15 protein-coding genes, 12 tRNA genes, 1 rRNA gene, 1 pseudogene and 1 other annotated feature are annotated in these 22304 nt (G+C 34.3%); all 29 genes and pseudogenes read right to left on the bottom strand.

The window, feature by feature from the left end:
• Nucleotides 1–4: 4 nt before the first annotated feature.
• On the bottom strand, nt 5–1111 hold the full coding sequence (locus tag AC1Z3K_RS11325; RefSeq protein ID WP_461732780.1) for a 5-methyltetrahydropteroyltriglutamate--homocysteine S-methyltransferase: 1107 nt from the start codon (nt 1109–1111) through the stop codon (nt 5–7).
• 73 nt (nt 1112–1184) lie between these two features.
• Nucleotides 1185–1431: a binding site (T-box leader), on the bottom strand.
• Between the two features lie 80 nt (nt 1432–1511).
• Nucleotides 1512–1973, bottom strand: coding sequence for a phage tail protein (locus AC1Z3K_RS11330; protein WP_461732781.1), 462 nt, complete (start codon nt 1971–1973; stop codon nt 1512–1514).
• 372 nt (nt 1974–2345) lie between these two features.
• Nucleotides 2346–2696, bottom strand: coding sequence for a DUF2200 domain-containing protein (locus AC1Z3K_RS11335; protein WP_426082318.1), 351 nt, complete (start codon nt 2694–2696; stop codon nt 2346–2348).
• A 495-nt stretch (nt 2697–3191) separates the two neighbouring features.
• Nucleotides 3192–5015, bottom strand: a complete 1824-nt coding sequence (locus AC1Z3K_RS11340; protein ID WP_461732788.1) for an ABC transporter ATP-binding protein — start codon at nt 5013–5015, stop codon at nt 3192–3194.
• 41 nt (nt 5016–5056) lie between these two features.
• Entirely contained in the window at nt 5057–6784 is a 1728-nt protein-coding gene (locus tag AC1Z3K_RS11345; RefSeq protein WP_426082317.1) for an ABC transporter ATP-binding protein, read from the bottom strand.
• 714 nt (nt 6785–7498) lie between these two features.
• Nucleotides 7499–8176 (bottom strand): signal peptidase I, encoded by a 678-nt coding sequence (lepB, locus tag AC1Z3K_RS11350; protein ID WP_461732782.1) that lies wholly within the window; start codon nt 8174–8176, stop codon nt 7499–7501.
• 10 nt (nt 8177–8186) lie between these two features.
• On the bottom strand, nt 8187–8861 hold the full coding sequence (locus AC1Z3K_RS11355) for a hypothetical protein (RefSeq protein WP_426082315.1): 675 nt from the start codon (nt 8859–8861) through the stop codon (nt 8187–8189).
• Between the two features lie 23 nt (nt 8862–8884).
• Nucleotides 8885–9973, bottom strand: coding sequence for a WxLIP family cell surface protein (locus tag AC1Z3K_RS11360; RefSeq protein ID WP_461732783.1), 1089 nt, complete (start codon nt 9971–9973; stop codon nt 8885–8887).
• Between the two features lie 171 nt (nt 9974–10144).
• Nucleotides 10145–10960, bottom strand: a complete 816-nt coding sequence (locus tag AC1Z3K_RS11365; protein ID WP_461732784.1) for a WxL domain-containing protein — start codon at nt 10958–10960, stop codon at nt 10145–10147.
• 34 nt (nt 10961–10994) lie between these two features.
• Nucleotides 10995–11816 carry a WxL domain-containing protein gene (locus AC1Z3K_RS11370; RefSeq protein ID WP_426082312.1) on the bottom strand — a complete coding sequence of 274 codons (822 nt, stop codon included), beginning with the start codon at nt 11814–11816 and terminating at the stop codon, nt 10995–10997.
• Complete coding sequence (locus tag AC1Z3K_RS11375; RefSeq protein WP_461732785.1) at nt 11816–12178, bottom strand: EF2685/EF0750 family sortase-dependent surface protein; 363 nt, start codon at nt 12176–12178, stop codon at nt 11816–11818. Before AC1Z3K_RS11375 ends, AC1Z3K_RS11370 begins: the two co-directional genes overlap by 1 nt.
• A 17-nt stretch (nt 12179–12195) precedes the next feature.
• A complete protein-coding gene (locus AC1Z3K_RS11380; protein WP_426082310.1) occupies nt 12196–14610 on the bottom strand; it encodes a hypothetical protein in 2415 nt (804 codons plus the stop codon).
• Between the two features lie 152 nt (nt 14611–14762).
• Nucleotides 14763–16058 (bottom strand): pectate lyase-like adhesive domain-containing protein, encoded by a 1296-nt coding sequence (locus AC1Z3K_RS11385; protein WP_426082490.1) that lies wholly within the window; start codon nt 16056–16058, stop codon nt 14763–14765.
• Nucleotides 16059–16190: 132 nt separating this feature from the next.
• Nucleotides 16191–16919 (bottom strand): winged helix-turn-helix domain-containing protein, encoded by a 729-nt coding sequence (locus AC1Z3K_RS11390; RefSeq protein ID WP_461732786.1) that lies wholly within the window; start codon nt 16917–16919, stop codon nt 16191–16193.
• Nucleotides 16920–17298: 379 nt separating this feature from the next.
• Nucleotides 17299–18411: a tyrosine-type recombinase/integrase gene (locus AC1Z3K_RS11395; RefSeq protein WP_426082308.1), complete on the bottom strand. Its 1113-nt coding sequence runs from the start codon at nt 18409–18411 to the stop codon at nt 17299–17301.
• Nucleotides 18412–20641: 2230 nt separating this feature from the next.
• Nucleotides 20642–20719 (bottom strand): annotated as a pseudogene (locus tag AC1Z3K_RS11400) (IS200/IS605 family transposase); the annotation flags it as partial.
• Nucleotides 20720–20889: 170 nt separating this feature from the next.
• Nucleotides 20890–20973 (bottom strand) — tRNA-Leu (locus AC1Z3K_RS11405).
• An 18-nt stretch (nt 20974–20991) separates the two neighbouring features.
• Nucleotides 20992–21062 (bottom strand) — tRNA-Cys (locus AC1Z3K_RS11410).
• 9 nt (nt 21063–21071) lie between these two features.
• A tRNA-Gln gene (locus AC1Z3K_RS11415) sits at nt 21072–21143 on the bottom strand.
• 29 nt (nt 21144–21172) lie between these two features.
• A tRNA-His gene (locus AC1Z3K_RS11420) sits at nt 21173–21245 on the bottom strand.
• Nucleotides 21246–21272: 27 nt separating this feature from the next.
• Nucleotides 21273–21346: transfer RNA gene (locus AC1Z3K_RS11425), tRNA-Trp, on the bottom strand.
• Between the two features lie 3 nt (nt 21347–21349).
• A tRNA-Tyr gene (locus AC1Z3K_RS11430) sits at nt 21350–21430 on the bottom strand.
• Nucleotides 21431–21434: 4 nt separating this feature from the next.
• Nucleotides 21435–21507: transfer RNA gene (locus AC1Z3K_RS11435), tRNA-Phe, on the bottom strand.
• Nucleotides 21508–21529: 22 nt separating this feature from the next.
• A tRNA-Asp gene (locus tag AC1Z3K_RS11440) sits at nt 21530–21602 on the bottom strand.
• A gap of 6 nt (nt 21603–21608) precedes the next feature.
• Nucleotides 21609–21681, bottom strand: a tRNA-Val gene (locus tag AC1Z3K_RS11445).
• 16 nt (nt 21682–21697) lie between these two features.
• Nucleotides 21698–21769, bottom strand: a tRNA-Glu gene (locus AC1Z3K_RS11450).
• 10 nt (nt 21770–21779) lie between these two features.
• Nucleotides 21780–21868: transfer RNA gene (locus AC1Z3K_RS11455), tRNA-Ser, on the bottom strand.
• Between the two features lie 53 nt (nt 21869–21921).
• Nucleotides 21922–21995: transfer RNA gene (locus tag AC1Z3K_RS11460), tRNA-Asn, on the bottom strand.
• 6 nt (nt 21996–22001) lie between these two features.
• Nucleotides 22002–22117 (bottom strand): 5S ribosomal RNA (rrf, locus tag AC1Z3K_RS11465).
• Nucleotides 22118–22304 lie beyond the last annotated feature (187 nt).

Consider the following 22304-nt stretch of genomic DNA (forward strand, 5'->3'; position numbering starts at 1 on the left):
CCTTCTATTCATCCGGCCAAACATCTTTGGCTGTTTCCACAACTAATTGAAGCTTTGCCCACTGATCATCCTCAGATACTTTATTCCCTTCATGTGTAGAAGAAAACCCACATTGAGGGCTTAAGCACAGCTGGTTTAGCGAAACAAAGCGGGACGCCTCGTTAATTCTTTCAATCAGCTGCTTTTTATTCTCTAGTTCCGGCGTTTTTGTTGTAACAAGCCCTAAAACAATTCTCTGATTCTTTATATTTTTCAAAGGATCAAAGCTGCCGGAGCGTTCATCATCAAATTCCAAAAAGAAGCCGTCAAACTGTTCTATTTTCAATAAACGTTCTGCAATCGTATCATATGAACCATTGTACAGCCAATGAGACTGGAAATTGCCCTTGCAGAAATGGAACGTTACTGCCATATCTGCAGGCTTATCTACTAAAATTGCCTCAGTAATATCTCCAAATTCCTGAATTAACTCATCCGGCTCATAGCCGTTTTGTTGAATTAATCCGCGGAAACGTTCATCAAACAAACCACCCCAGCTGGTGTCATCTAATTGAAGATAACGGCAGCCCGCATCATAAAAAGACTGAACAACTTCTTTATACGTTGAGATTAAATCTTTAATAAATTCAGACTTTTCTTTGTATACCGGATTTTCATGGTAGTGCTTAGATAGAATAAAAGAGTCCAGATAAATCATATTGGGACCTGGAATCGTTTGTTTGGCAATTGTTTTACCTGCGTGCTTTTGGGTAAATTTGAAATGTTCTATAAATGGATGATTCTTATCAAAAGCCAATTTGCCGCTGACATACGTCCCTTGAGCTTCTGTTGTGATACCAAAAGCTGTCGTTTCAAAATCATATACAGTAATTCCAGCTAATCCGGCAATAAAATCCAAATGCCACCATCTTCTTCTAAACTCTCCATCTGTTACAGCCTGCAAGCCAATTTTCTTTTGTTTCTCAATAACTTTAATAATTTCCTGGTCTTCTATTTGTGTTAGTTCCTTTTTAGAAATGATCCCCTCTTTAAATTTTTCTCGTGCATCTTTCAAGGCTTGCGGACGTAGTAAACTACCTACCTGATCATAACGAAATGGTATTGTTGTCATTTCTTTTCTCTCCTTCTTTGCTAAATATTAGTCTATTTTTAAATAAAAAAGTCCTTAGACATCATCAAAGATATCTAAGGACATAGTATTATGTGTTACCACCTTAATTCGCGGTATTTTCACAAATAACCGCCTCAATCAGTACCCAACCATTATTGGAAACTGTTATTTGCTAACGGAACAAACCCGTATCTCCCTACTCATTCAGAAGATCCACTATAAAAGCCATTTTCAAATTAAACGCCTCACATCTCTTTTCAGCTTTCGAGACTCTCTGTTGGAAAAGAATTTAATCTTACTTTCTTTCTCATTGTGTTTTAATATTTGTTTCATCTACTATAGCAAAAAAAGAAAGCGTTTGTCAATAACTGTTTTTTTACACCTAATCGAAACAGAACAATCAATAGCTGCCTTTTATAACAAAATAGGAACCTCGAATAACGCCTGCCAATGCTGATTTTTGATGGGCAAACTTAAATTTTTCTGCTAATTCAGCTGGTACATCCATTCCTTCAGATAGTTTAAATCCGACAGCACGTTTTCCATCTTCAGCCAGTCCGTACATAACATTAACTACGAGTCCATTTTCATAAAAAACATAAGCGAAACGAGTCCCTTCTGTTTCAAAACCTGAGACCTCCAGAGGCTTATAAGGAAATTTCAACTCACGCTCCAATAAAATTTTCTCAATCCACTTCAGCGTTTCCAACTCTTCTTCAGCAGGAACAGTCACAAAATCATGCTTATACTTATTCCAGAAATATCTTGCTTCATTTGCCCGAAGACCAGCCAATGCCTCTGCTACATCAGAACTCTCTAAACCAATGGTTGATACTTCTTTAAAATCTACCTTGTATGACATTTCTTCTCCTCTTTTCATTTCATTTGTAAGCCTATTATAATCACCTTCTTCTATTAGCTACAACTATTAAGTTTCAGATAGGAAAACTCTATTAAAAGAATATACTATTCTTTCTCTCTCCATATTGCCGATAAATACGTTGCTATTCTCTGATAATTTCACCTGAAAAAATGAAAATTACTAGAGTTCAATTACTTATATTTTTTTGAAAGACTTATCTGTTCTTGCTCAAGTAAAAATTTCATAAGTAGTTTTTTATAAAAACAGTTACGAAGCTATAAAAAAATCGAACCTCCGCTTCATTTGCGTTTGGTTCGATTGTCATTATGAAGCTGCTAATCATTGCCTTAGTTTTCATTGCATCAAAAATATTTATTTTCTTAGTATCTTTTCCATCTTTTTTCCTTTTGCCAGTTCATCTATCAGCTTATCCAAATAACGAACTTTCTGCATCAGTTCATCTTCAATATCTTCAACTCGGTAGCCACAGATTACACCAGTTATAAGCCCCACATTGGGATTCATTTGAGGAGCCTCTTTAAAAAAAGTTTCAAAATCTACTTCATTCAGCAGCTGCTTCTGCAATCCGGACTCATCATAGCCAGTTAACCAGAATATAATCTCATCTACTTCTTCTTTTAAACGTCCTTTCCTCTCAGCTTTTTCAATATAAAGCGGATAAACACTGCTAAAAATCATTGTGTAAATTTTTGGTTTTTTCATTTACATTCTCCTTTTTTCAATCTTTTCTCTGGTTAAAAAGCAGATAAAGCAGTATAAAAATTTATCTTTTAGGAGCTCATTAAAAGATAGCTTAATTATCTCAAAAAAATACTTACAAAGCTATATTTAAACTTAAATCCGGACTTAACCTAAGCAATACCATAACACTAAGACTTCCATACATATATTAAACAGATTAAGAGGAAATGATGTAATCGCCAAAAGCTGTACCCGAAAAATACCGCTTTTAGTAATCACATCATTATTTACGCTGCAGCCTCTTTAATTTGCCTTGATTTAATTATTTTAATCCTTAAGAAACTAGCTTTAACCCTTATAAACATACATATCAGCTATTTATCAATGACTAATGTTTAATCAAACAGCCTCTCGATATTGCTGAATACTGATTAGCACTTCTCATCAATGCTGAGAAGCTTTCATTATCACAGATGTTGCTCAGCTGGTCGAGTCAGGTTAATACGAACTGTAACATTATATTGCCGAATCTAAAAACTGACTATTATAAAGCTCTGCATAAAAGCCATTTCTGTTCATCAGCACCTGATGTGTTCCTGTTTCTACTAACGCACCTTGATTCATTACAACAATATTATCTGCATCTCGAATGGTTGACAAGCGATGTGCTACTACAAAACTTGTTCTATTCTTTAACAGCTTTTTCATTGCCTGCTGAATAAGAATTTCAGTTCTTGTGTCTACACTTGAAGTTGCTTCATCGAGTATAAGCACTTCCGGATTTGCAAGAAATGCTCGGGCAATTGTAATCAGCTGCCGTTGCCCTTGGGAAATGTTGCTCGCCTCTTCATTTAAAATTGTCTGATATCCTTCAGGGAGCATGTGGACAAACTCATCTACGTATGCAGCTTTAGCTGCTTGAAAAATCTCCTCCTCGGATGCCTGATTATTGCCATATTTAATATTGTCATAAATAGTTCCTGTAAAAAGCCATGTTTCCTGAAGCACCATAGAAAATTTTGAACGTAGCTCATCTCTATCAAAGTCTCTAATGTCGACTCCTTCATATTTTATACTTCCACCCGAGATATCATAGAATCGCTCCAGCAAATTGATTAATGTCGTTTTTCCAGCTCCAGTAGGTCCCACAATGGCAATCATTTCACCCTGAGTCACATCCAGACTAAAATCCTTCATTAATAATTCACTAGGTGTATAGCCAAATGCTACATGGCTGAATTGGACCTTATAAGAACCATTTTCCACTCCCAAAAGACCAGATGGTTTATCTTCCATCTCTTCCTCATCAAAAATCTCGAATATCCGTTCAGCTGAAGCAATCGTTGATTGAACCATGCTTATTAAACTTGCTATCTGCGTAAGCGGCTGCGAAAACTGATTTGTATATTGTAAAAATGCCTGGACATTACCAAGACTAAGATCGCCGCTCGCAACCTTAATTCCACCAAAAACAGCTACAAAAACGTATCCCAAATTTTTGGTAAAATTCATCAACGGCATAATAATCGCCGAAACAAACTGCGCCTTCCAGCCAAATTGGTAGAGCTTTTCATTTTCAACATTAAAAGCTTCAAGATTGGCTCTCTCATGATTAAAACTCTTGACGATAAGATGAGCACCATAAATTTCTTCTACCTGATTGTTCAATAATCCAAGTGTTTTCTGTTGTCCAGTAAAGTTTTTCTGTGATCTCGGCACAATAATCATTATAATAATTAAACTCATTGGAATTGTCGCAAGAGCAATCAAAGTTAATTGCCAGCTAATCGTCAGCATCATGAATAATATACCGATAAATGTTACTGTATTTGTAATCAGCTGAGTCAGATTTTGTTGAAACATTCCCGCGATGTTGTCCATATCATTAATCGCTCGAGACATAAGATCTCCATTGCTGTGATTGTCGTAATAGGATATAGGCAGTCTATCCATTTTGCATTTTAGTTCCTGCCTCATTTCAGCGACCGTATGTTGAGAAACACGAGTCATGATAAACTGCTGCAAAAAATTAAATAAAGCTGAAGTAAAATACATTACCAATACTATTAAAATAATCGTACGTATCTTATTAAAATCAATTGGCAGTGAAGTGATTGATTTTCCCTGCTGCATTTGAACAGCCCCCTCAGTCACTCCTTTGTATATTTCAGTCGTTGCACCACCTAAGATTTTAGGTATTTGTACTTGAACAATAACCGCTGTAACCGCTAGTATCCAAACAATTATAATCGGCACCAGCCGCTTATTCATATAGCGTATCAAACGAATAATTGTTCTTTTAAAATGCTTTGGTTTTTTATCAGCAAGATCAGACTTCACAGGTTTGTGTTTTTCTTCTGCAGAAACAGGTTGTTCTTTAGTCACATAGCTTCCCCCTCTCCCAATTGAGATTGGACGATTTCCCGATATGTTTCATTACTTCTGTATAATTCTTCATGTTTTCCTTTTCCTACAATTTTTCCTTCGTCCAAAACCAATATTTCGCTAGCATCCATAACAGTACTTACTCTTTGTGCAACAATTATAACAACTGCTTTGACGAGTTCCATTTTTAAAGCTGCGCGTAGCTTAGCATCTGTTTTAAAATCAAGTGCAGAAAATGAGTCATCAAATATGTAAATATCAGCAGGTTTAATCAATGCACGAGCAATTGCCAACCGTTGTTTTTGCCCACCTGAAAAATTATTTCCACCTTGTTCCACCCAAGTATCCAATCCATTGGTTAATTCAGAAACAAAACTATCTGCTTGTGCAACTCTTAAAGCTTTCCAAATCTCTTCGTCCGATGCCTTCGGATAACCATATTGCATATTTTCTCTTATTGTTCCAGAAAATAAAACAGATTTTTGGGGAACAAAACTGATTCGCTGTCTTAGCTCCTCCTGCGCTACGCTGCCTATATTCTGACCGTTAATACAGATCTCTCCTGATGTACTATCATAGAATCGAAGAGCTAAACTAACCAATGTAGTCTTACCTGAACCTGTTCCACCAATCACTGCCATTCTATTACCCGAAACTAATGAAAAGCTAATATCAGTCAATGCTGAATCTTCAGCCCCTTTGTAGCAGTAGTTCACATGGTCAAAGATTAATGAAACCTGACCTTGATTATCAGGAAATTTTTCTAGATTTTTTGAATCTAAAACAACATCTTCAGCTTCTAAAATCTCATTAATTCGTTCAGCGGAGGCCTGTGCTCGTGGAACCATGATAAAAATCATTGCTAGCATAATAAAGCTCATCAAGCTTTGCATGGCATACGTCATAAATGCAATTAAATTACCTACCTCTAATTTTTGCTGCGCAACATAATGAGCACCGAACCACATAATAAGAATACTGGTTATACTCATAATAATGGTCATCAATGGAATCATTATGCTAATTAATGTATTTACTTTGATAGCAGTCTCAGTATAGCCTCTGTTTGCCTCCTTAAATCGTTGTTCTTCATAGTCTGTTCTAACAAAAGAGCGAATAACTCTTACACCTGTCAATCCTTCGCGAAAAACTAGATTCAGACGATCCATTTTTCTCTGTACAGTTTTAAATAATGGTACTGCAAAATATAAAATAGTACCTACAAGCCCCCCCATAAGCGGAAGTACTATAAAGAAAATTTTTGTTAATTGAGGGTCCTTGTTATACGCCATTAAACTAGCACCGATTAGCATGATTGGTGCGTTAATCATTAAGCATAAAAATACCTGTACAACCATTTGAACTTGAGTTACATCATTAGTTGTTCGAGTAATTAATGATGCTGTTCCAAATTGGTCAAAGGCACTAACAGAAAGAGACTCTACCTTTTTGAAAATCTCCGATCGTAGATTTCTTCCAAGTTTCTGAGATTCCTTTATTGCAAAATATGTATTTCCCAAAGAAGCAATAATTCCAAATAAAGAAAAGCCAACCATCAGAAATCCCGTTTGCCATATATAATTGATGTTTCCTTTTGCCACGCCTTTATTGATTATATCTGATGTTAAAGTCGGCAAGTATAAATCAGCAAAAACCTGAATAATCATAAAAGCAATTGCCAAAATCGTTGGACCAAACGATAATTTTCTTATTATTTTTTTCATTTTCCCCCACTATTCTTTATTTATTGGTATAGAAAAAGAGCTTGGATCTATAAAATCCCAAGCTCTTTTATTAAAGGTTGGATTAAGAGAAAATTCCGATAATACCAGTTAACATAGTTAACAGACCAGACCAGCCTAAACCAATCCATGTAATAATTCCTGAAATCATGTTAGTACCTCCTACTTATATTTTATTTTAAAAGAGCTTGAGATTAAACAACCTCAAGCTCTTTGCTCAGGTTTGGATTAAGAGAAAATACCAATAACACCTGAAACCATTGTCCAAAAACCAGACCATCCTAGGCCAATCCAAGTAATAATTCCTGAAATCATAAGTGCACCTCCTTTTTACTTTCGTCACAGCGAAATTTTAGTGGTTTCCTAAAGTAGCCATAATTTGTTTCCATTTTTCTACCATATTGAAAGCATTCAACATCCAGTAATCAACAAATCCCACAGTAAATCCCCCTTTACATTCTTTTATATACTAAGCTAGAAAAATAATTACATAACTTATAACTACTTTCTAGTTAGTTCCATTTTTCAAATGTGCTCAAACTTATAAATCAAGCACAAAGTCATTTATAAGCGATTTTTTGACACTTAATATACACTTATTAAATAACTAAAGTTATTATATATTATAAAAAATATTTTTGCAACTCTTTTTTTACAATTAACAAAATTATTTTTATTTTTAAAAAGAAATAATGACTAAAAAACAAACTTAACAACTCCGATAATCTCTGAATGGTCTATTACCCCATAGTCACGACTATCATGGGTATAAGGTCGATTATCCCCCAACAAAAAGTATTTTCTTTCAGGTATTTTCACTTCCCCAATAATCTTAAGAAGTTGGAAATCAGCAGTATAAACACCGCCATTTCTTTCTGCTTCTTCTTTTTCAAATTGTAAAAATGGCTCTAACTTGCTTTCTCCATTTACAAATAATGTATCATTTTCATATTCTATTTTATCTCCAGGTACACCAACAACTCTTCGAATTTCAATTTTTCCGCTTTTCTTTCGTTTCAAGCAAACTAAATCTAAATGTTTAATCAAACTTTGCTTTGCAACAAATACATGATTTCCTACTTGTAGCGTGGGAAACATACTGTAATTATCAATTTTTTGTATACTAAATAAAAACAACGATAGAATATAGAGAAACAAACTAACAAGTGTCATTGTTACTCCAATCTCAATTAACAAATTTTTTATAAGAAATCTGATTTTTTGAGACTTCTTTCTTTTTTTTCGTTTCAATTTTTTTTTATTTAGACTTTTGAAATTTTTATGACGCTTTTTTTTTACTAATTCTTTTTTATGATTTGTTTTGATTTTTTTTTTTGATTTCTGACTATAAATTTTTTTTTCCTTATTTACCATATCTATTGCCTCAATCAAGTGCCTGCTTTCTCAAAGCTTCCTCATCAATTTTATAGAAGGTCATAACTTTTTTTTGGTAACGTTTCACTTTCTCAATATCTTGTTTGTACTCCTCAACTAATTCTGGATTCTCATAAAAGCTCCCTACAACACGGATCGCGTTCGCACCTAATTCTTGCATCATATTATAGTATTGATTAATCACCAGCTGTCCTTCAATGCTATTCACAATACTTGCCTTCTTAGTTCCGTAACTTGAAATCATGCTTGTTAAGTAACGTATATTAGCGTCCAATTTTTCTTTAGCTTCAACTCCTACTCCAGCTTCTTCCAATTGTGCTTCAAAATCGTTTAGTAGATAATAGCTTTTTACTATTGATTTAGAATCCTCTTCTGTAAGACTCATAGACTGATAGTACGAAATCCAAAATGCTCCACCAGCAGTTAATACGGCGCAAATCAGTGTCACTATCAATTTATTTCTAAAACTTTTTTTGTTTTTTTTAAGTTTCTTCTTTACTATTGCCAATCTTTTTCTTTTTTTCGGGTTTTTAACTCTTTTTCTTTGTAATCTTTTTATTTTTTTTCCAGTCTGAAGAAATAGAAATAACAGTACAAGGAAAATGAGTATAAGTAGAATTGCTAAGCATGTCATACTCATAAAAATAATTTGTAAGGTTATCATTCAATGTATCTCCCATTCCTTTACTATTTCCTGTTACTTTTTTTCCCATTTCGTTTTCTTCTATTCTTTTTCCGTAATTGATGAACAACTAAAAATACTACAGCAGCTACCAGTATAATCCCCCCAATAATACTGATAATTAACAGCCAATCTAATCCAGTATCTTGCACAATTCCAACGTCATCTTGATTAAACTTATCTGCTTCTGATTTACTGATTGTAAATGTTTCTGTCCATTCCCATTTTTTACTTCCTGAAGTCGCAAGTATCTTGGCTTTATATTCACCAGGCTTCATTTGTTCGCCATTCATACTCACCGGAAACTCCATAAAAGAGTTAGGTGCCATCTTCATTGCTGATTTTTTTGCTTCAAACAATACTTCATCATTGTTACTTCCGCTGATTTGTACTTCCATCATCAAATCTTTCAAAAAAACAGGCGCAACATTAGAAACATTCACAGCAATAGCATTACGATAATTTGATTGACTTGCGGACACCTTATTCAAAACTAAATCTGGCTGAATTTCAACATTAGTTTCTTGAAGAACTAATGCAATAATATATGCATATCTATTAACAATGTTCGCTTTATTGCCAGTTGTATCTGTTTCATCCTCTTCTTTCTCAATTTGTTGAAGCTGGATTCCTCCCACTATGAGTCCATCATAGCTCACCTCGGGCATTGTAATAGTAAAATCAACTGGCATTTCTCCATTAGCAGGTAATGTAACTATCTCCTGAGCTTTCACAATATCTGTAAAATCATATTTTAAAGAGGGATCACTTTCAATTTCATTTGGTCCATACTCAACTACACCATTTGAATTAGTTTTTGCACCATTAAGATCCACTTTGATATCAATTTCTTTATCAGATAAGTTTCTTAAAATAATTTGAATGACTTGTTGTTTGCCCGGTTCAATCATCAAGTTAAAATAACCCGAATCATCTTGTTGGTTCTCCGGATATTTAATTTCGTAAACAAAACTTTGTGCTTCCAGCATTTCATTTGAAGTGGCGCTTTCTTCTCCGAATGCTTGCTGTTGGAACATCATCGTACCAAAGAACATAATAAAAAATAGAAATATGTATTGTTGTAGTCTTTTCATGTATTCCATCCTTTTTCAACAAACTAATAAGACAGCAACTCTTGTCGATTTTTTAGTATCCTTACATTCGACAACTATTGAATACCATGCTTAACTGTTGATTTAATTATATATTTTATTTCTTTTAAAGTAGTCAGGTTGGATAACTCCAACCTGACTTCAAAGTAAAAACTATGGAGTATACTCGATAGTCCAAGTGATTTCTGCTTCATAAACGCCTTTACTCAAAGCTTGTCCACCATCAAATTTAAGGAAGACTGAGTTATCTGCTTCACCTTTAAATGAGTCACCACGTTTATTTGTTTCTGTTTTATATTCATCTGATTGACCGAATTCTGCAGTCCACGTACCAATACCAACACTACCAGTAGATGCATTGTTATCAAATACAAGTTGTTTTCCACCAGCTTCTGACAAAGTGAAATTCAATACATCAGTAGTTGGCCAGTTGGCTAAATCTTGAGCAGAGTTCAGCAAACCATTAGTATATTCAATTTTTGCTTTATCAATTGTATCAGTAGAGCCTTTTAACGTGAAAGTTTTTGTCATGTTCGCATTAATTGTATACTTATGATTTGTCCCTGTTCTTTTATCTGTCCACTGTACCCAAGGACCACGTAAAACATCTCTTCCAGCTGCAGTTGGATTTGCAGGATCTGTTTGAGTTCCAGCAATCGATTCTGCTGGGATTACTTTTTCTCCTGGTGTTACATCCAATTTCCATTGACCAAAGTTTAAACGGGCAATCCGGTCAATAGTAATTGGTCCTTGATTTCCAGTTTCAGTTACATCACCTGGATCTTTAGGATCTACTTCTTTGTCTGGATCTTCCGGGTCAGGTTTACCATTAGAGTCAGTGTTTTCAATTACCTCCAAAACCCCAGTTCCCACTGCTGAATCTTCAGCCGCGTGAACTACTGTTCCTCCCGCTAAAGATACTGCCATTACTGCTGCCAAAGCTGTTGTACATAATAATCTTGTTTTCAAATTTTTTTCCTCCTAGATGTGTTTTCAAATTTATTTATGGTAACTCGGCTAATATCCAAGTTAACACCGTTTGATACTGTACCGGATAAAGCTTAGTGGTCATCGGTACGGATAAGGATACGGCTTTATTGCCATAAACCTGCTGATTTTCAAAGGCTGTATCTAAAACAGCACTGCCATCTTCATTTGTCTTTGGAAATAAGGTATTCATTTGTCCATTTGAATTGTTCTCTGATGCACCAAATTCAATTGTCCAAGTACCTTTACCACTGCCGGGAGTCGCTACCGCTACGTTATACGTTATACCTATTTCATTTATTTCTATTGTATCTCGTGTTACTTCTGGTGCTTTTTCAGCTGAGAAAGGTGAATTAGCCCATCCATTGTCAAGACTAAACACTGCACCGCGTAATTCTTTTTCTTCTTGTTTTTGAATAACGTCATTCTGAAACTGATGTTCTTGTCTTACTTGTAAGGACCAGCCTTTAGAACCAGAGCGCTGATCTGTAATTTGTACATAGTTACCTCGAGCTGGTGTACCATCATGAAACAACTGTGCATTAACATGATACAAGCGTTCTTTTTCATAAGTAATTTTATTTCTACCAAGATTAAAAGCTGAAACAAAATCAAATCTTAAATCACCATCTGTAGAGGGACCTGGACCTGGATCAACCGGATTAATTGGAATTTCGGGATCAATTGGTTCTTTAGGAATATCTCCTATAACTTCGACTCTTCCATCTGTTTTTCCAATATTTTCTTCCGCTAGCGCTTCAAGTTTTCCTGTAGTTGCACTACTTAACAAGAGAAGGAATAGAAATGAACAATAATATATATTTTTAATAATCTTCATTAACTAGCCTTCCCCCCTTGTTTTTTTCTAACAAACAATAGTAAAGCCCCAACTAGCAGTAAGATTCCACTTATTCCAATGGAGCCTTGCACTAAATCTCCAGTATTTGGTAACTTTCCACTAGGCTTTGCTGTTTCAGCAACGATGACTTTAGAACTGCTGTCTTCTGTAGACATACTATTGCTACTACTACTACTACTGCTTTTTTGTTCATATTCATCTTCATAAAAAGTAATTACACTTTCTGTTGCCACCTGTCCACCATTGACAGCTTCTGCTGACACCTTCAACGGTATCAATAGCAGAGCTGTCATAACTATGGAGGAAAGCGACAAAGCGACAAATTTATTCTTTTTTATCATTTTACTCTCCTCACTCGTTATGGTGTAGCAGACAATTTCCACAAAATTTCTCCCTGATAAATACCTAGCTGGGTTATTTCTACTGGAACTACATCAAGTTTTAACCCATCACCTTTTTCAGTTTTCTCCCATGTATCACTAACATTCCATGGAGCATCATCGGGATTTGTATGTTCCATAATTGGTTGATCTCCGCTGTTTAAAACAATCTCATTTCCGTTATAAACATATCGGATTGAATCTGTAAGCGTTGCTTTCTTATCAGTACTTTGCATGGGAGAAGTTAAAGCTGCTGTTAAAGTCCATCGTGTTCTTACTGCTCTTGTATCACGAACTATCAAGTCTTTATCGTATTCAGGATTATTGATTCGCATTGCCGTTGCATTAATATCCCGTTCATGAATTCCAAAATTAATAACACTTGGTGCTGACTTTAACTTCAGCATTCCACTAAACTTGTACTGAACTACGGTACCACCAGCATTTACTAATACAGATTGCTCATCTGATGGCCTGCTAATTAGTTTATAATCATCGTCTATAATATTTTGAATAGCAGTTGTTATTTCTTTTATTGTTTGTAAATTAACCGTTTCTCCCACCGTTTTATCGGATAGAATAATCTCATTATGAACAATGCTGTCATCTTCTTTCAAAAATTGGACAGTAATTGCCGCTAACGTTTGAGAATCAGTTATCATTACTTTAACAGGTACTTCGGTAATTACTCCTTGACTTGATGTCAAAACAACATAGACAGTTACTTCACCCGGAACAGAGGTGTCTGGTAATTTATTCTGATTAATACTCAGTTGTACTGGACCATCTAAGAGTTCATTTTCAGTATCGAGACGAATATTTTCTACAAGATTCTTCCTAATATCTTCTTCACCAAAGTTGCTGAAATCGGTATCTTTAGGATAAGAGATATTATCTCTTGGATCTGCATAAGGTACGCCATTATAACGAACACGTGATTTTGTTTGGCCTTCAATAATTTGAGATTCTAATTTTCCAGATAATGGACGTACTGGATTGTCGAATGTATAGTAGGCAACGGTTCGCACTCCGGCCATCTCAAAATTCGTCATATATCCGTTGTCGACTCCATTAGATTGATATCCGTATTCATCTTTGTTGTTCTCAAAATCAAATGTTGCATTTGGAACTGCCTCTACATGAATTTCATATACAGTTCCTTCAAATTCTTCAGAAGTAGAATTTTTTGCTGAAATAATTACCTTACTTCGGTCACCACCGTTATAACTGATATTGAAACGACTTGCTAAATCTTTGTTGGTTGAATCACCATATTCAGTAATTTTTATTTTATTTAAATCAATATCATAATAGGATGGTACTTCAGTATTAATCTGAAAAGTTGTACTCCTATTTCTAACTGAATTTTTAGAAATTGTTTGTTGAATTGAATATTTTAGATTCAGATAATCTGGTTCTGTATGTGTAGCATCATTACTTTCCCCAAAAACAATTGGTACCGAAGGAGCTATTCTCATAATAGGTACTTGATCATACAGAATCCCCATTGTACTTAATCGGGTCAAACCAGAAGCTGCTTTTCTTTGCATATTCATTGGTAAATTTATCCCTTGAAATGTTTGAGATAATTTACTTACATCTTGATTTTGAGCTGTTCCAACCCCATACAATTCTACATAACCGTTATAATCAGAGTCAGCTTTTCGATTCATTTTAATTCCAAGAGTGGTTAAGCTCCGAACATAAAAATCTGAAAAATCATCCATCGATGCATGAGGAATTGACACAGCTTTCAAACCATTAATATTGTTATAGTTCCAAATACCTTTGAAATCGATTTGCTGAGATGTTTCATGATCATAAAATTCATAATGATAAGAAACATTATCTCCAACGTAATAAAGATCATCTGACATTCCAGTCGCCGAGACATGTGTACTCCCAAAGAATAAGAAGAACTCACCCCAATTGTCGAAATAGGTTGCATCTCCTGGAAGATTACTTGTGTTATTTTTATCTTCTGGTCCAACTGCTATGAAATTAAAATATGGATTGTGATCAGCAGGTGCATTAGTACTGAATGAAATGTCATCAATCACAAATTTTAAATCAATTGGCTTACCATTATATACAGCGGCATTCCGAATCAGTACACTCTGTTCAGTTTGGGTATTCTTACTAAACCGATGAATTTTTGTATTTACTGTTTCATTTGGAATAATCACTTTAGATGCATCATCTCCAACAACCTCATATGTGACGTCATCAGTTAATTTAAAATACGTTCCATATTCTCCTGGCAACTCAATTACGTTACCGTGTTGATCAGTTCCATTAAGAGTAACAATATTTATTTTAGGTGTATTCGTATCATCTATATCTAGATATCCGGCTGGTGCTGCACCAACAGAGCTTATAGAAAGAAAATACACTAAACTGATTGTGATTAAACCAAGAACAATACATAGGTTTCTAATTTTTAAAAGATTGATTCCAGTTTTAATACTTACACCTCCCTACTTTTGTGAATCTTCAACATTTCTTAACCATAAAACACCACACACATACTTAAAAAGTTTTTGATTTAAAAGCTTCCGCCTTTTAATGAAATTTTTCCATAAATCTCTGGTCTAAACTGTTGTGATAAATCTCCAGTAACTGAAATCATTTGGCTATCATAAACTTTTCCGAAACTTACAAAATAGTTTTCAGCTTGAAAGACTCCCATAGAATTTTCAAGGTAATCTCCCCCTGTTTGACTCCATACTTCTATATTTTGCATTGCCACACCTTTTATTGATGTATTTAAAGAATAAAATAATTTAGAACCAATTTTTCTATTTTTAATTTCAAAATTTTCAGCCTGCAATAAATTAAACTGTGTTCCTCTAGCACTTTCAATAACAGCTTTTGTGCTGTTACCCGTAACTACTAATGAACCTCTAGGATTGATATTAATTGATGTGTTGCTACTTTGAAGCTTCATTGCTGCTTGATTTCCAGCACCTTGCCCATTAATTGAAACTTTACTTTTCTCTCCAATTGTAAAAATAGGATTTATAGTCGCATAGTCAGTTCTTGAAGCAAATTGAAACGCAACACCAGCAGCATCAATATTTAATTTTGCATCTTCTTCAACATCAATTTGTGTTACTTTACCTTGAAATGCTGGTCGAGAATAATTATTGGTATTTAAACCTACACCAATATTTACATTTGCTTTTTTTCCAACAATTATTGTTCCAACGGCTTTTCCACTAACTGATTTCCCATTAAAGTCAAATGCTGGAGATTGATAATTGTTTTTGGTTGCAGCCAGTCCTGTATATGTTGAATCTGCTTCAAATTTCAAATGACGAGCAGTAGCATTTTCATACAAAGTAGTAATTCTATTTTCTCCACTAAATGTCAAATTTCCATTACTTACGTTTACAAATCGAACGCCATCATAAATGACATCTTCAACTAACACATTCCAGCCGTCAGTAGCTTCAAAAAAACGTCCTGAGGTACTGTGTCCAACAATTTCTGCATTTTTTATTGTAAAATTATTAGTACCACTGTAATTAGTTTTAGCTTGAATTCCATAAGGTCCTGAGATAATTACTACACCATTATCATCACTACCGTTGATTACAACATCTCTATTAGGAATTCCAGTAATATTTTTAGTAAAAGATATACTGTTTTTTAATACAATAGAATTGATACTAGCATCCTTCAATGCTGTTTCAAATTGTGAAATTGTTGAAACTGTAGCCTCTCCAGAAGATGCTTCTGCTACTACAGACATCCCATTATTTCCAAATAGAACTAATTCTGCCGCTGTTAAGGTCAGCATTCCTAAAACCACTATCAAACTATTTTTCAGAAAACTCATTTTTTTCAATTTCTTTCCTCCAATTTTATTAAAGTAGATAAGTTGTTTGAAACTAGATTTAAATCATCACCTCACTCGAAATTATCCAGTTTCACAACTAACAAAAGTTATATTCAATCTCTACACCTCCTTTTAAAGAGTTGACTCAACTATAAGCTTGTAACCTAGTGACCTTACAGTTTCAATATATTTTCTATTTCGAGTATTTTTTTCTAATTTTTTTCTTAATCTGAATATCACATAACTGACTCGATACTTTTGCATTGAAGTCTCCTCAGACCAGATATGTTTGTAAATTTCTTCATAAGTCACTACTTCTTCAGAGCGATCATATAAAAAGCAAATTACATTGTATTCCATTCTAGTTAGTTCAATTTCTTCACCTGTTTCAAGAATAATACTTCTATTCTCTGGGAAAAGACGCAATCTATTATTAGTTTTTTGGATTGTATCCTCTACTTCATTATTAGAAAAAGTTTTTTTAGCATTATATTCTGAAAAATTTTTAGAGATAAGATAAAACTCGTTAAAATAATCTTCAGAATCAATAACCCCAATCGCACCTAACCTAAGATACAATAACCTAAATGTATTATCGATTTTTTCAGAAGAGATAACCCATAAAAGTACATTCAAATTCTGCTTGATTTCAATTATTTGCTGACATATTTGACCAATATTATCAATATGATTCCCTTCTACCAAAACAATATCTAACTTATTCTCCCAATCTTTGGGATTACCTAGTTCATCATTAATATTGTATAGCTTGTACATTTCATCATTCCAAAGACGGGAAACATAATCATTTTGGTTTTCATCTAGTAAAAGGTACCCTACCCGAATTTGAATTTGTGACATTACATTCCTCCTGACTTATATAGCCATATTCATATTACTCAACAAAAACGTATTACTACGTTATAATAAGAAAAACAGATATAAATTGTTGTAATGTTATTTTCGATTATTTTTCTGTGTTAATTTTCTTATATTCTAGTATTATAAGAAAATATCGTTTTAGCATTGATATATCTACGTTTTCAAAATAAATGACTGCTTTTCTACGGCGGAAATTTTTATTTCTAATTTTTTGAGCATAAAAAAACAGTCTTAAAAATTTTGTTTAAGACTGCTTTCTTGTTGTATTCTACTGTATAGATCCATTTGTTTTAAAACTCCTGTTTAAGTAAGCTTCTAATAAAATTTCATGGTATTAACGTATTTCTTTTTTACTATTTTAACCTCCTTCTAGCATTTTATCTAAATTAGAGATAACTTGTGTTCTACTTTCCCATAAAGAATCTGCATAAATATCTAAAGTCATTTTAGTTGATGAATGACCTAATAGCTTACTCACAGTAGCAATATCGGCTCCTTTCTCAATGCATCTAGTCGCAAAAGTATGTCTTAAAGAATGAAATTTAATATTATCTAATCCTTCTTCTTCCAATAATTTTTTAAAACGATAATTTATTACTCTCGGTTCGGCAAAGCCGTCTTTACATGAAATCACATAGTCAGAAATTGACAGTTTCTTTTTCTTTAGTAAATACTTTCTTAAATTTGTAGCCAAAGGGATACTCCGTTCAGATGTTTTTGTTTTTGGTGAACTCATAATTATTTGAGTCTTTCCTCTTTCATCTAATGAAGAAATCCTTGTGAGTGTTCTCCTAACACAGAGTAAATTTCTTTCAAAATCAATGTCTTCCCACCTTAAACCACTTATTTCACCAATTCTCATTCCTGTGTATAGCGCAATGATAGCTGCCGAACATTCCGTTTCAAATAGTGCTCTTTTTTCAATTCTTCTTTGCTGTTCAATGCTTAGAGCATTAATGTTTGTATATTCTTTCTTTTTAATAGTAATGTCTTCACACGGATTTTTTACTATATAGCTTTCTTTTACAGCTTGATTTAATGCACTTTTCAACACAAGACAAATTACATTTATAGAACGAGAAGACAATCCTAAGTTTTCTAATTGAAATATGAATTCTTGTATATGTGTACTAGTTAGATTTATTAATTTTTTGGAACCAAGAACAGGAAATATATATTTCTCCATTCTTGTTTTATAAGTGGAATAAGTAGATATTTTTATTTTTCCATTCATAAATTTTGCTAACCAATAACTCATCCATTGCTCTACTGTGCCATCGTACAATGTTAAATTACTGTAATTTCCAATATACTGTACTCTTAATTCTGCTAAACGATTTTTTACAATAGTATATTTTTTCCCATAAACATATCCATAAGTAATCTTTCCATGTTCATTTCTTGCCTTAATATATCTTCCTTCCCAACGTCCGTCTTTTCTCTTATAAATATTTTCTCCACGTCTACTCATAGATCAACACTCTTTCTAAAATAGAATGACGGTTTTATTGACGGCTTAAAATTAAGATATAATATCATAACATCACTCCTTTAAATTTATTACGTATTTTAAAACCTTTGATTATTTAAAAGTGCTAAATAATCAATACTAACTAATGAATAAAATTTGAATAAATACTAATTTGCTTAACTAAATCCTATTTCTTATAAATTCTGTTAATAATTTTATCTACATTTTTCCATTTCAATACAAGTGTTTTAGGAAAAATATCGAAAATGAATAAATTTGATATAGACTATTCACTTTTTTTGAGTTAAACTATTTATAGACAGTAAAGATATCACGTCTTTTAAATAATTATTTCTCTTAATTTTCTTAAATTACTAGAATATAAGAAAATTTATTTTATTCTTTTGACAAAAATAAAATCAAGAACATAAAATAAATTTTATCATATTAACTAAATTAATAATACTTTTTTTTATAAGTTGGAAAAATTTTACCCTCTATTTTCCCAGCTGTTAAATTCCCCTCCTTACCTTACTTATTTCCTCCTTCATTTCTAAATACGCATTCAACCCATTTTTATATTAAACTATTAAAAATTTCCTTAGATTACTTCATTTAATCTTTCTTACTATCACTAATTACTAAATAAAACACAAAAATGATTTATAATTCTAATATTTATTTCAAAGAACATTTTTTTACTGTTTAATCAAAGTCTGAAGAAGTCAAACATACAAAGATATTTCTCTAAACTACGCTACATTACTTATTCACTTTTTTTAAAGTTACCCTTCTTTTTTTAGATTCTTCCTTCCTAATAATTAAATCAATTTCTATAAAACTAAATAAGTCAGTCTTTACAAATTTTTTTTATAATGACTTACATTTTATCAATTTAAAGATATTGAAGTATAAAAAAACACCATAATCTAGAAATTTTCTAAATCGTGGTGTTTTTAGGCTTTATACCTTTTGATATTAGTAATCCACCAATATCTTTTCTATTTTATCTAACGCAATAGAAAAGACAGCCTATCAAAAAAATGTTGAATCCTCTAAACCAAAATATTACTTTTAAGGAAATATGTTTAACAAAAGACAAAATTTTCTACGCTATCGTAGAAAATTCTCTTATTCTCCTCAAGAATGTGTTTATTACAAGATTGGTTCTGCTTCGAATCTAATACAATTTTGGGATGAGAATCGTACGGTTGTTAATGAATCATGTTTCCGAATATCGGATGTATCTTGAACTGAAAAAACAACGCTTCAAGTGTAAGGCCTGTCAACGAACCTTTGTCACTCTCCTAAATTAAAATACCTCTATAACCGAGATTCTCTCTCAAAGAAACCTTGTCTACTTCTTTCTCATAACGTGTGACGAAACAATTCTATCATCCGATAGATCTGTTTCAAACACATCTGTCCAAAGTGTTGTGATTTAATGAATTTAATCTGTCCGCAGTATTAGCCTTAACATGATTTTTACTACGATGGATGGTGAACCCCATCATCTATTGGATATCATTAAGAATCCAGAACTGCTTTTTTTAAATATTATTTCAGCTGATTCTCAAGAGAAAATTACGAAACTGTGCAATTTATCTTAATCGATATGTATACACCTCATGTTTCACTGGTCAAAAGCTATTTTCCAATGCCCAACCTATTATTGACCGTTTCTACATTGTCCAGCACATTAGAAAAGCGTTTCGCAACCAGCGAATGAAGAAAAACGCCTTCGATTACTTCCAAAGCAAAGAGTCGAAACTGCGCAGTATGGTGAAACTAATGAAGCAATACAGGAAAGACAAAAGCAGGTTGAACGATGAAAGTCGTCTTTGTGTCCTAGTTTCAAGGCTTACTTAACAGAAGCTAAGATTGTAAATTGCTTGATTCATGTTTCCTTTGAACTGCAAATGGGCTATCAACTATAGTAAGGTCTGTTTTATGCAATAAAGAAACACAATCAATGATACTTTGAAAAATTGCTTGTTTTTAATCGATACTTCTAGAAAAATATCGAACTATTTTAAAGACGTTTCGAACGTTTCTACTACAATTTAAGGGTGCTCTTCAGTCTCCCTACTCAAATGAACCAGTAGAATTTTTGAACAATCCTATCAAGAAATGCGTATAGATTTCGCAGCCTTTACAACTTCAGACGGCGAATCATGATTCACTGTGGCAATGCTTTGTTTATAAACTAAAAAAGCAAAAAATTGTTTCCTCTGTATTTTTGTACGAATACCAAATGATACTTACATTTCCATACAGTGTGTGATAAACTTTTGTTAACCTTTTTCATAAAGGTACCTCCTAAACTTTTTGATGTGGTGGTCGGGAAACCAACTTCATCTTACCAGTTTAGGAGGCTTTTTTACTACCACGCTGCAAGCTCTCTGGAATCTATAGCATAGCTAGGGGTTTTCAGAACATAGAAAAAAACAAGACTGATTAGTCTTGTTTTTAGAGAAATACCGGCGGCCGGGGTCGAACCGGCACGCCCTCACGGGCACTGGATTTTGAGTCCAGCGCGTCTGCCAATTCCGCCACGCCGGCATAAAATTAATTATTGCAAGGCGGTAACCGGATTTGAACCGGTGATGAAGGTTTTGCAGACCTCTGCCTTACCACTTGGCTATACCGCCATAATTAAACTGGGGTAGCTGGATTCGAACCAACGAGTGACGGAGTCAAAGTCCGTTGCCTTACCGCTTGGCTATACCCCAATTACCTAAAATACCTTAATAAAGGTAAGGGCGAACGACGGGAATCGAACCCGCGAGTGCCGGAGCCACAATCCGGTGCGTTAACCACTTCGCCACGATCGCCATAAAAAATATTTAAAATAAAAATAATGGCAGGGGTAGCAGGAATTGAACCCACACTAACGGTTTTGGAGACCGCTGTTCTACCTTTAAACTATACCCCTAAATGGAGGAAAGTGGATTCGAACCACTGAACCCTAAGGAACGGATTTACAGTCCGTCGCGTTTAGCCACTTCGCTATTCCTCCATAATGGCGTGAGACAGAATCGAACTGCCGACACACGGAGCTTCAATCCGTTGCTCTACCAACTGAGCTACCACGCCAATAAAAAATTTATAAAACTAACGGTTCCGACGGGAATCGAACCCGCGATCTCCTGCGTGACAGGCAGGCATGTTAACCCCTACACCACGGAACCAACCAATGGAGGTTAACGGGATCGAACCGCTGACCCCCTGCTTGTAAGGCAGGTGCTCTCCCAGCTGAGCTAAACCTCCAAAACCAATCAAAAAATGACCCGTACGGGACTCGAACCCGTGTTACCGCCGTGAAAGGGCGGTGTCTTAACCACTTGACCAACGGGCCAAACAAAAAACGGAGAGTAAGGGATTCGAACCCTTGAGACAGTGTTTACCGTCTACATGATTTCCAATCATGCTCCTTCGGCCTCTCGGACAACTCTCCAGAGTTAAAAAGAAGCACTCACAATTACTCTACTTTAATTTCCTAAACAGGAACTCCGGCAGTAGGACTCGAACCTACGACATCATGATTAACAGTCATGCGCTACTACCAACTGAGCTATGCCGGAATAATCGCGCGGCGGCGTCCTACTCTCACAAAGGGAAACCCTTCACTACAATCGGCGCTAAGAAGCTTAACTTCTGTGTTCGGCATGGGAACAGGTGTATCCTTCTCGCTATCGCCACCACACTGGTGCTGCATAGTATTTAATTGAGTGATTTGCTCACTCAAAACTGGATAGATTAAAACTCTTCAACACAGTCATTCCGAAAAACATTTTCTTACTCTTCCAATTCTTTGGTTAAGTCCTCGACCGATTAGTATTGGTCCGCTCCAACCATCACTGGCCTTCCACTTCCAACCTATCTACCTGATC

It is taken from the genome of Enterococcus sp. LJL128 (assembly GCF_056924295.1).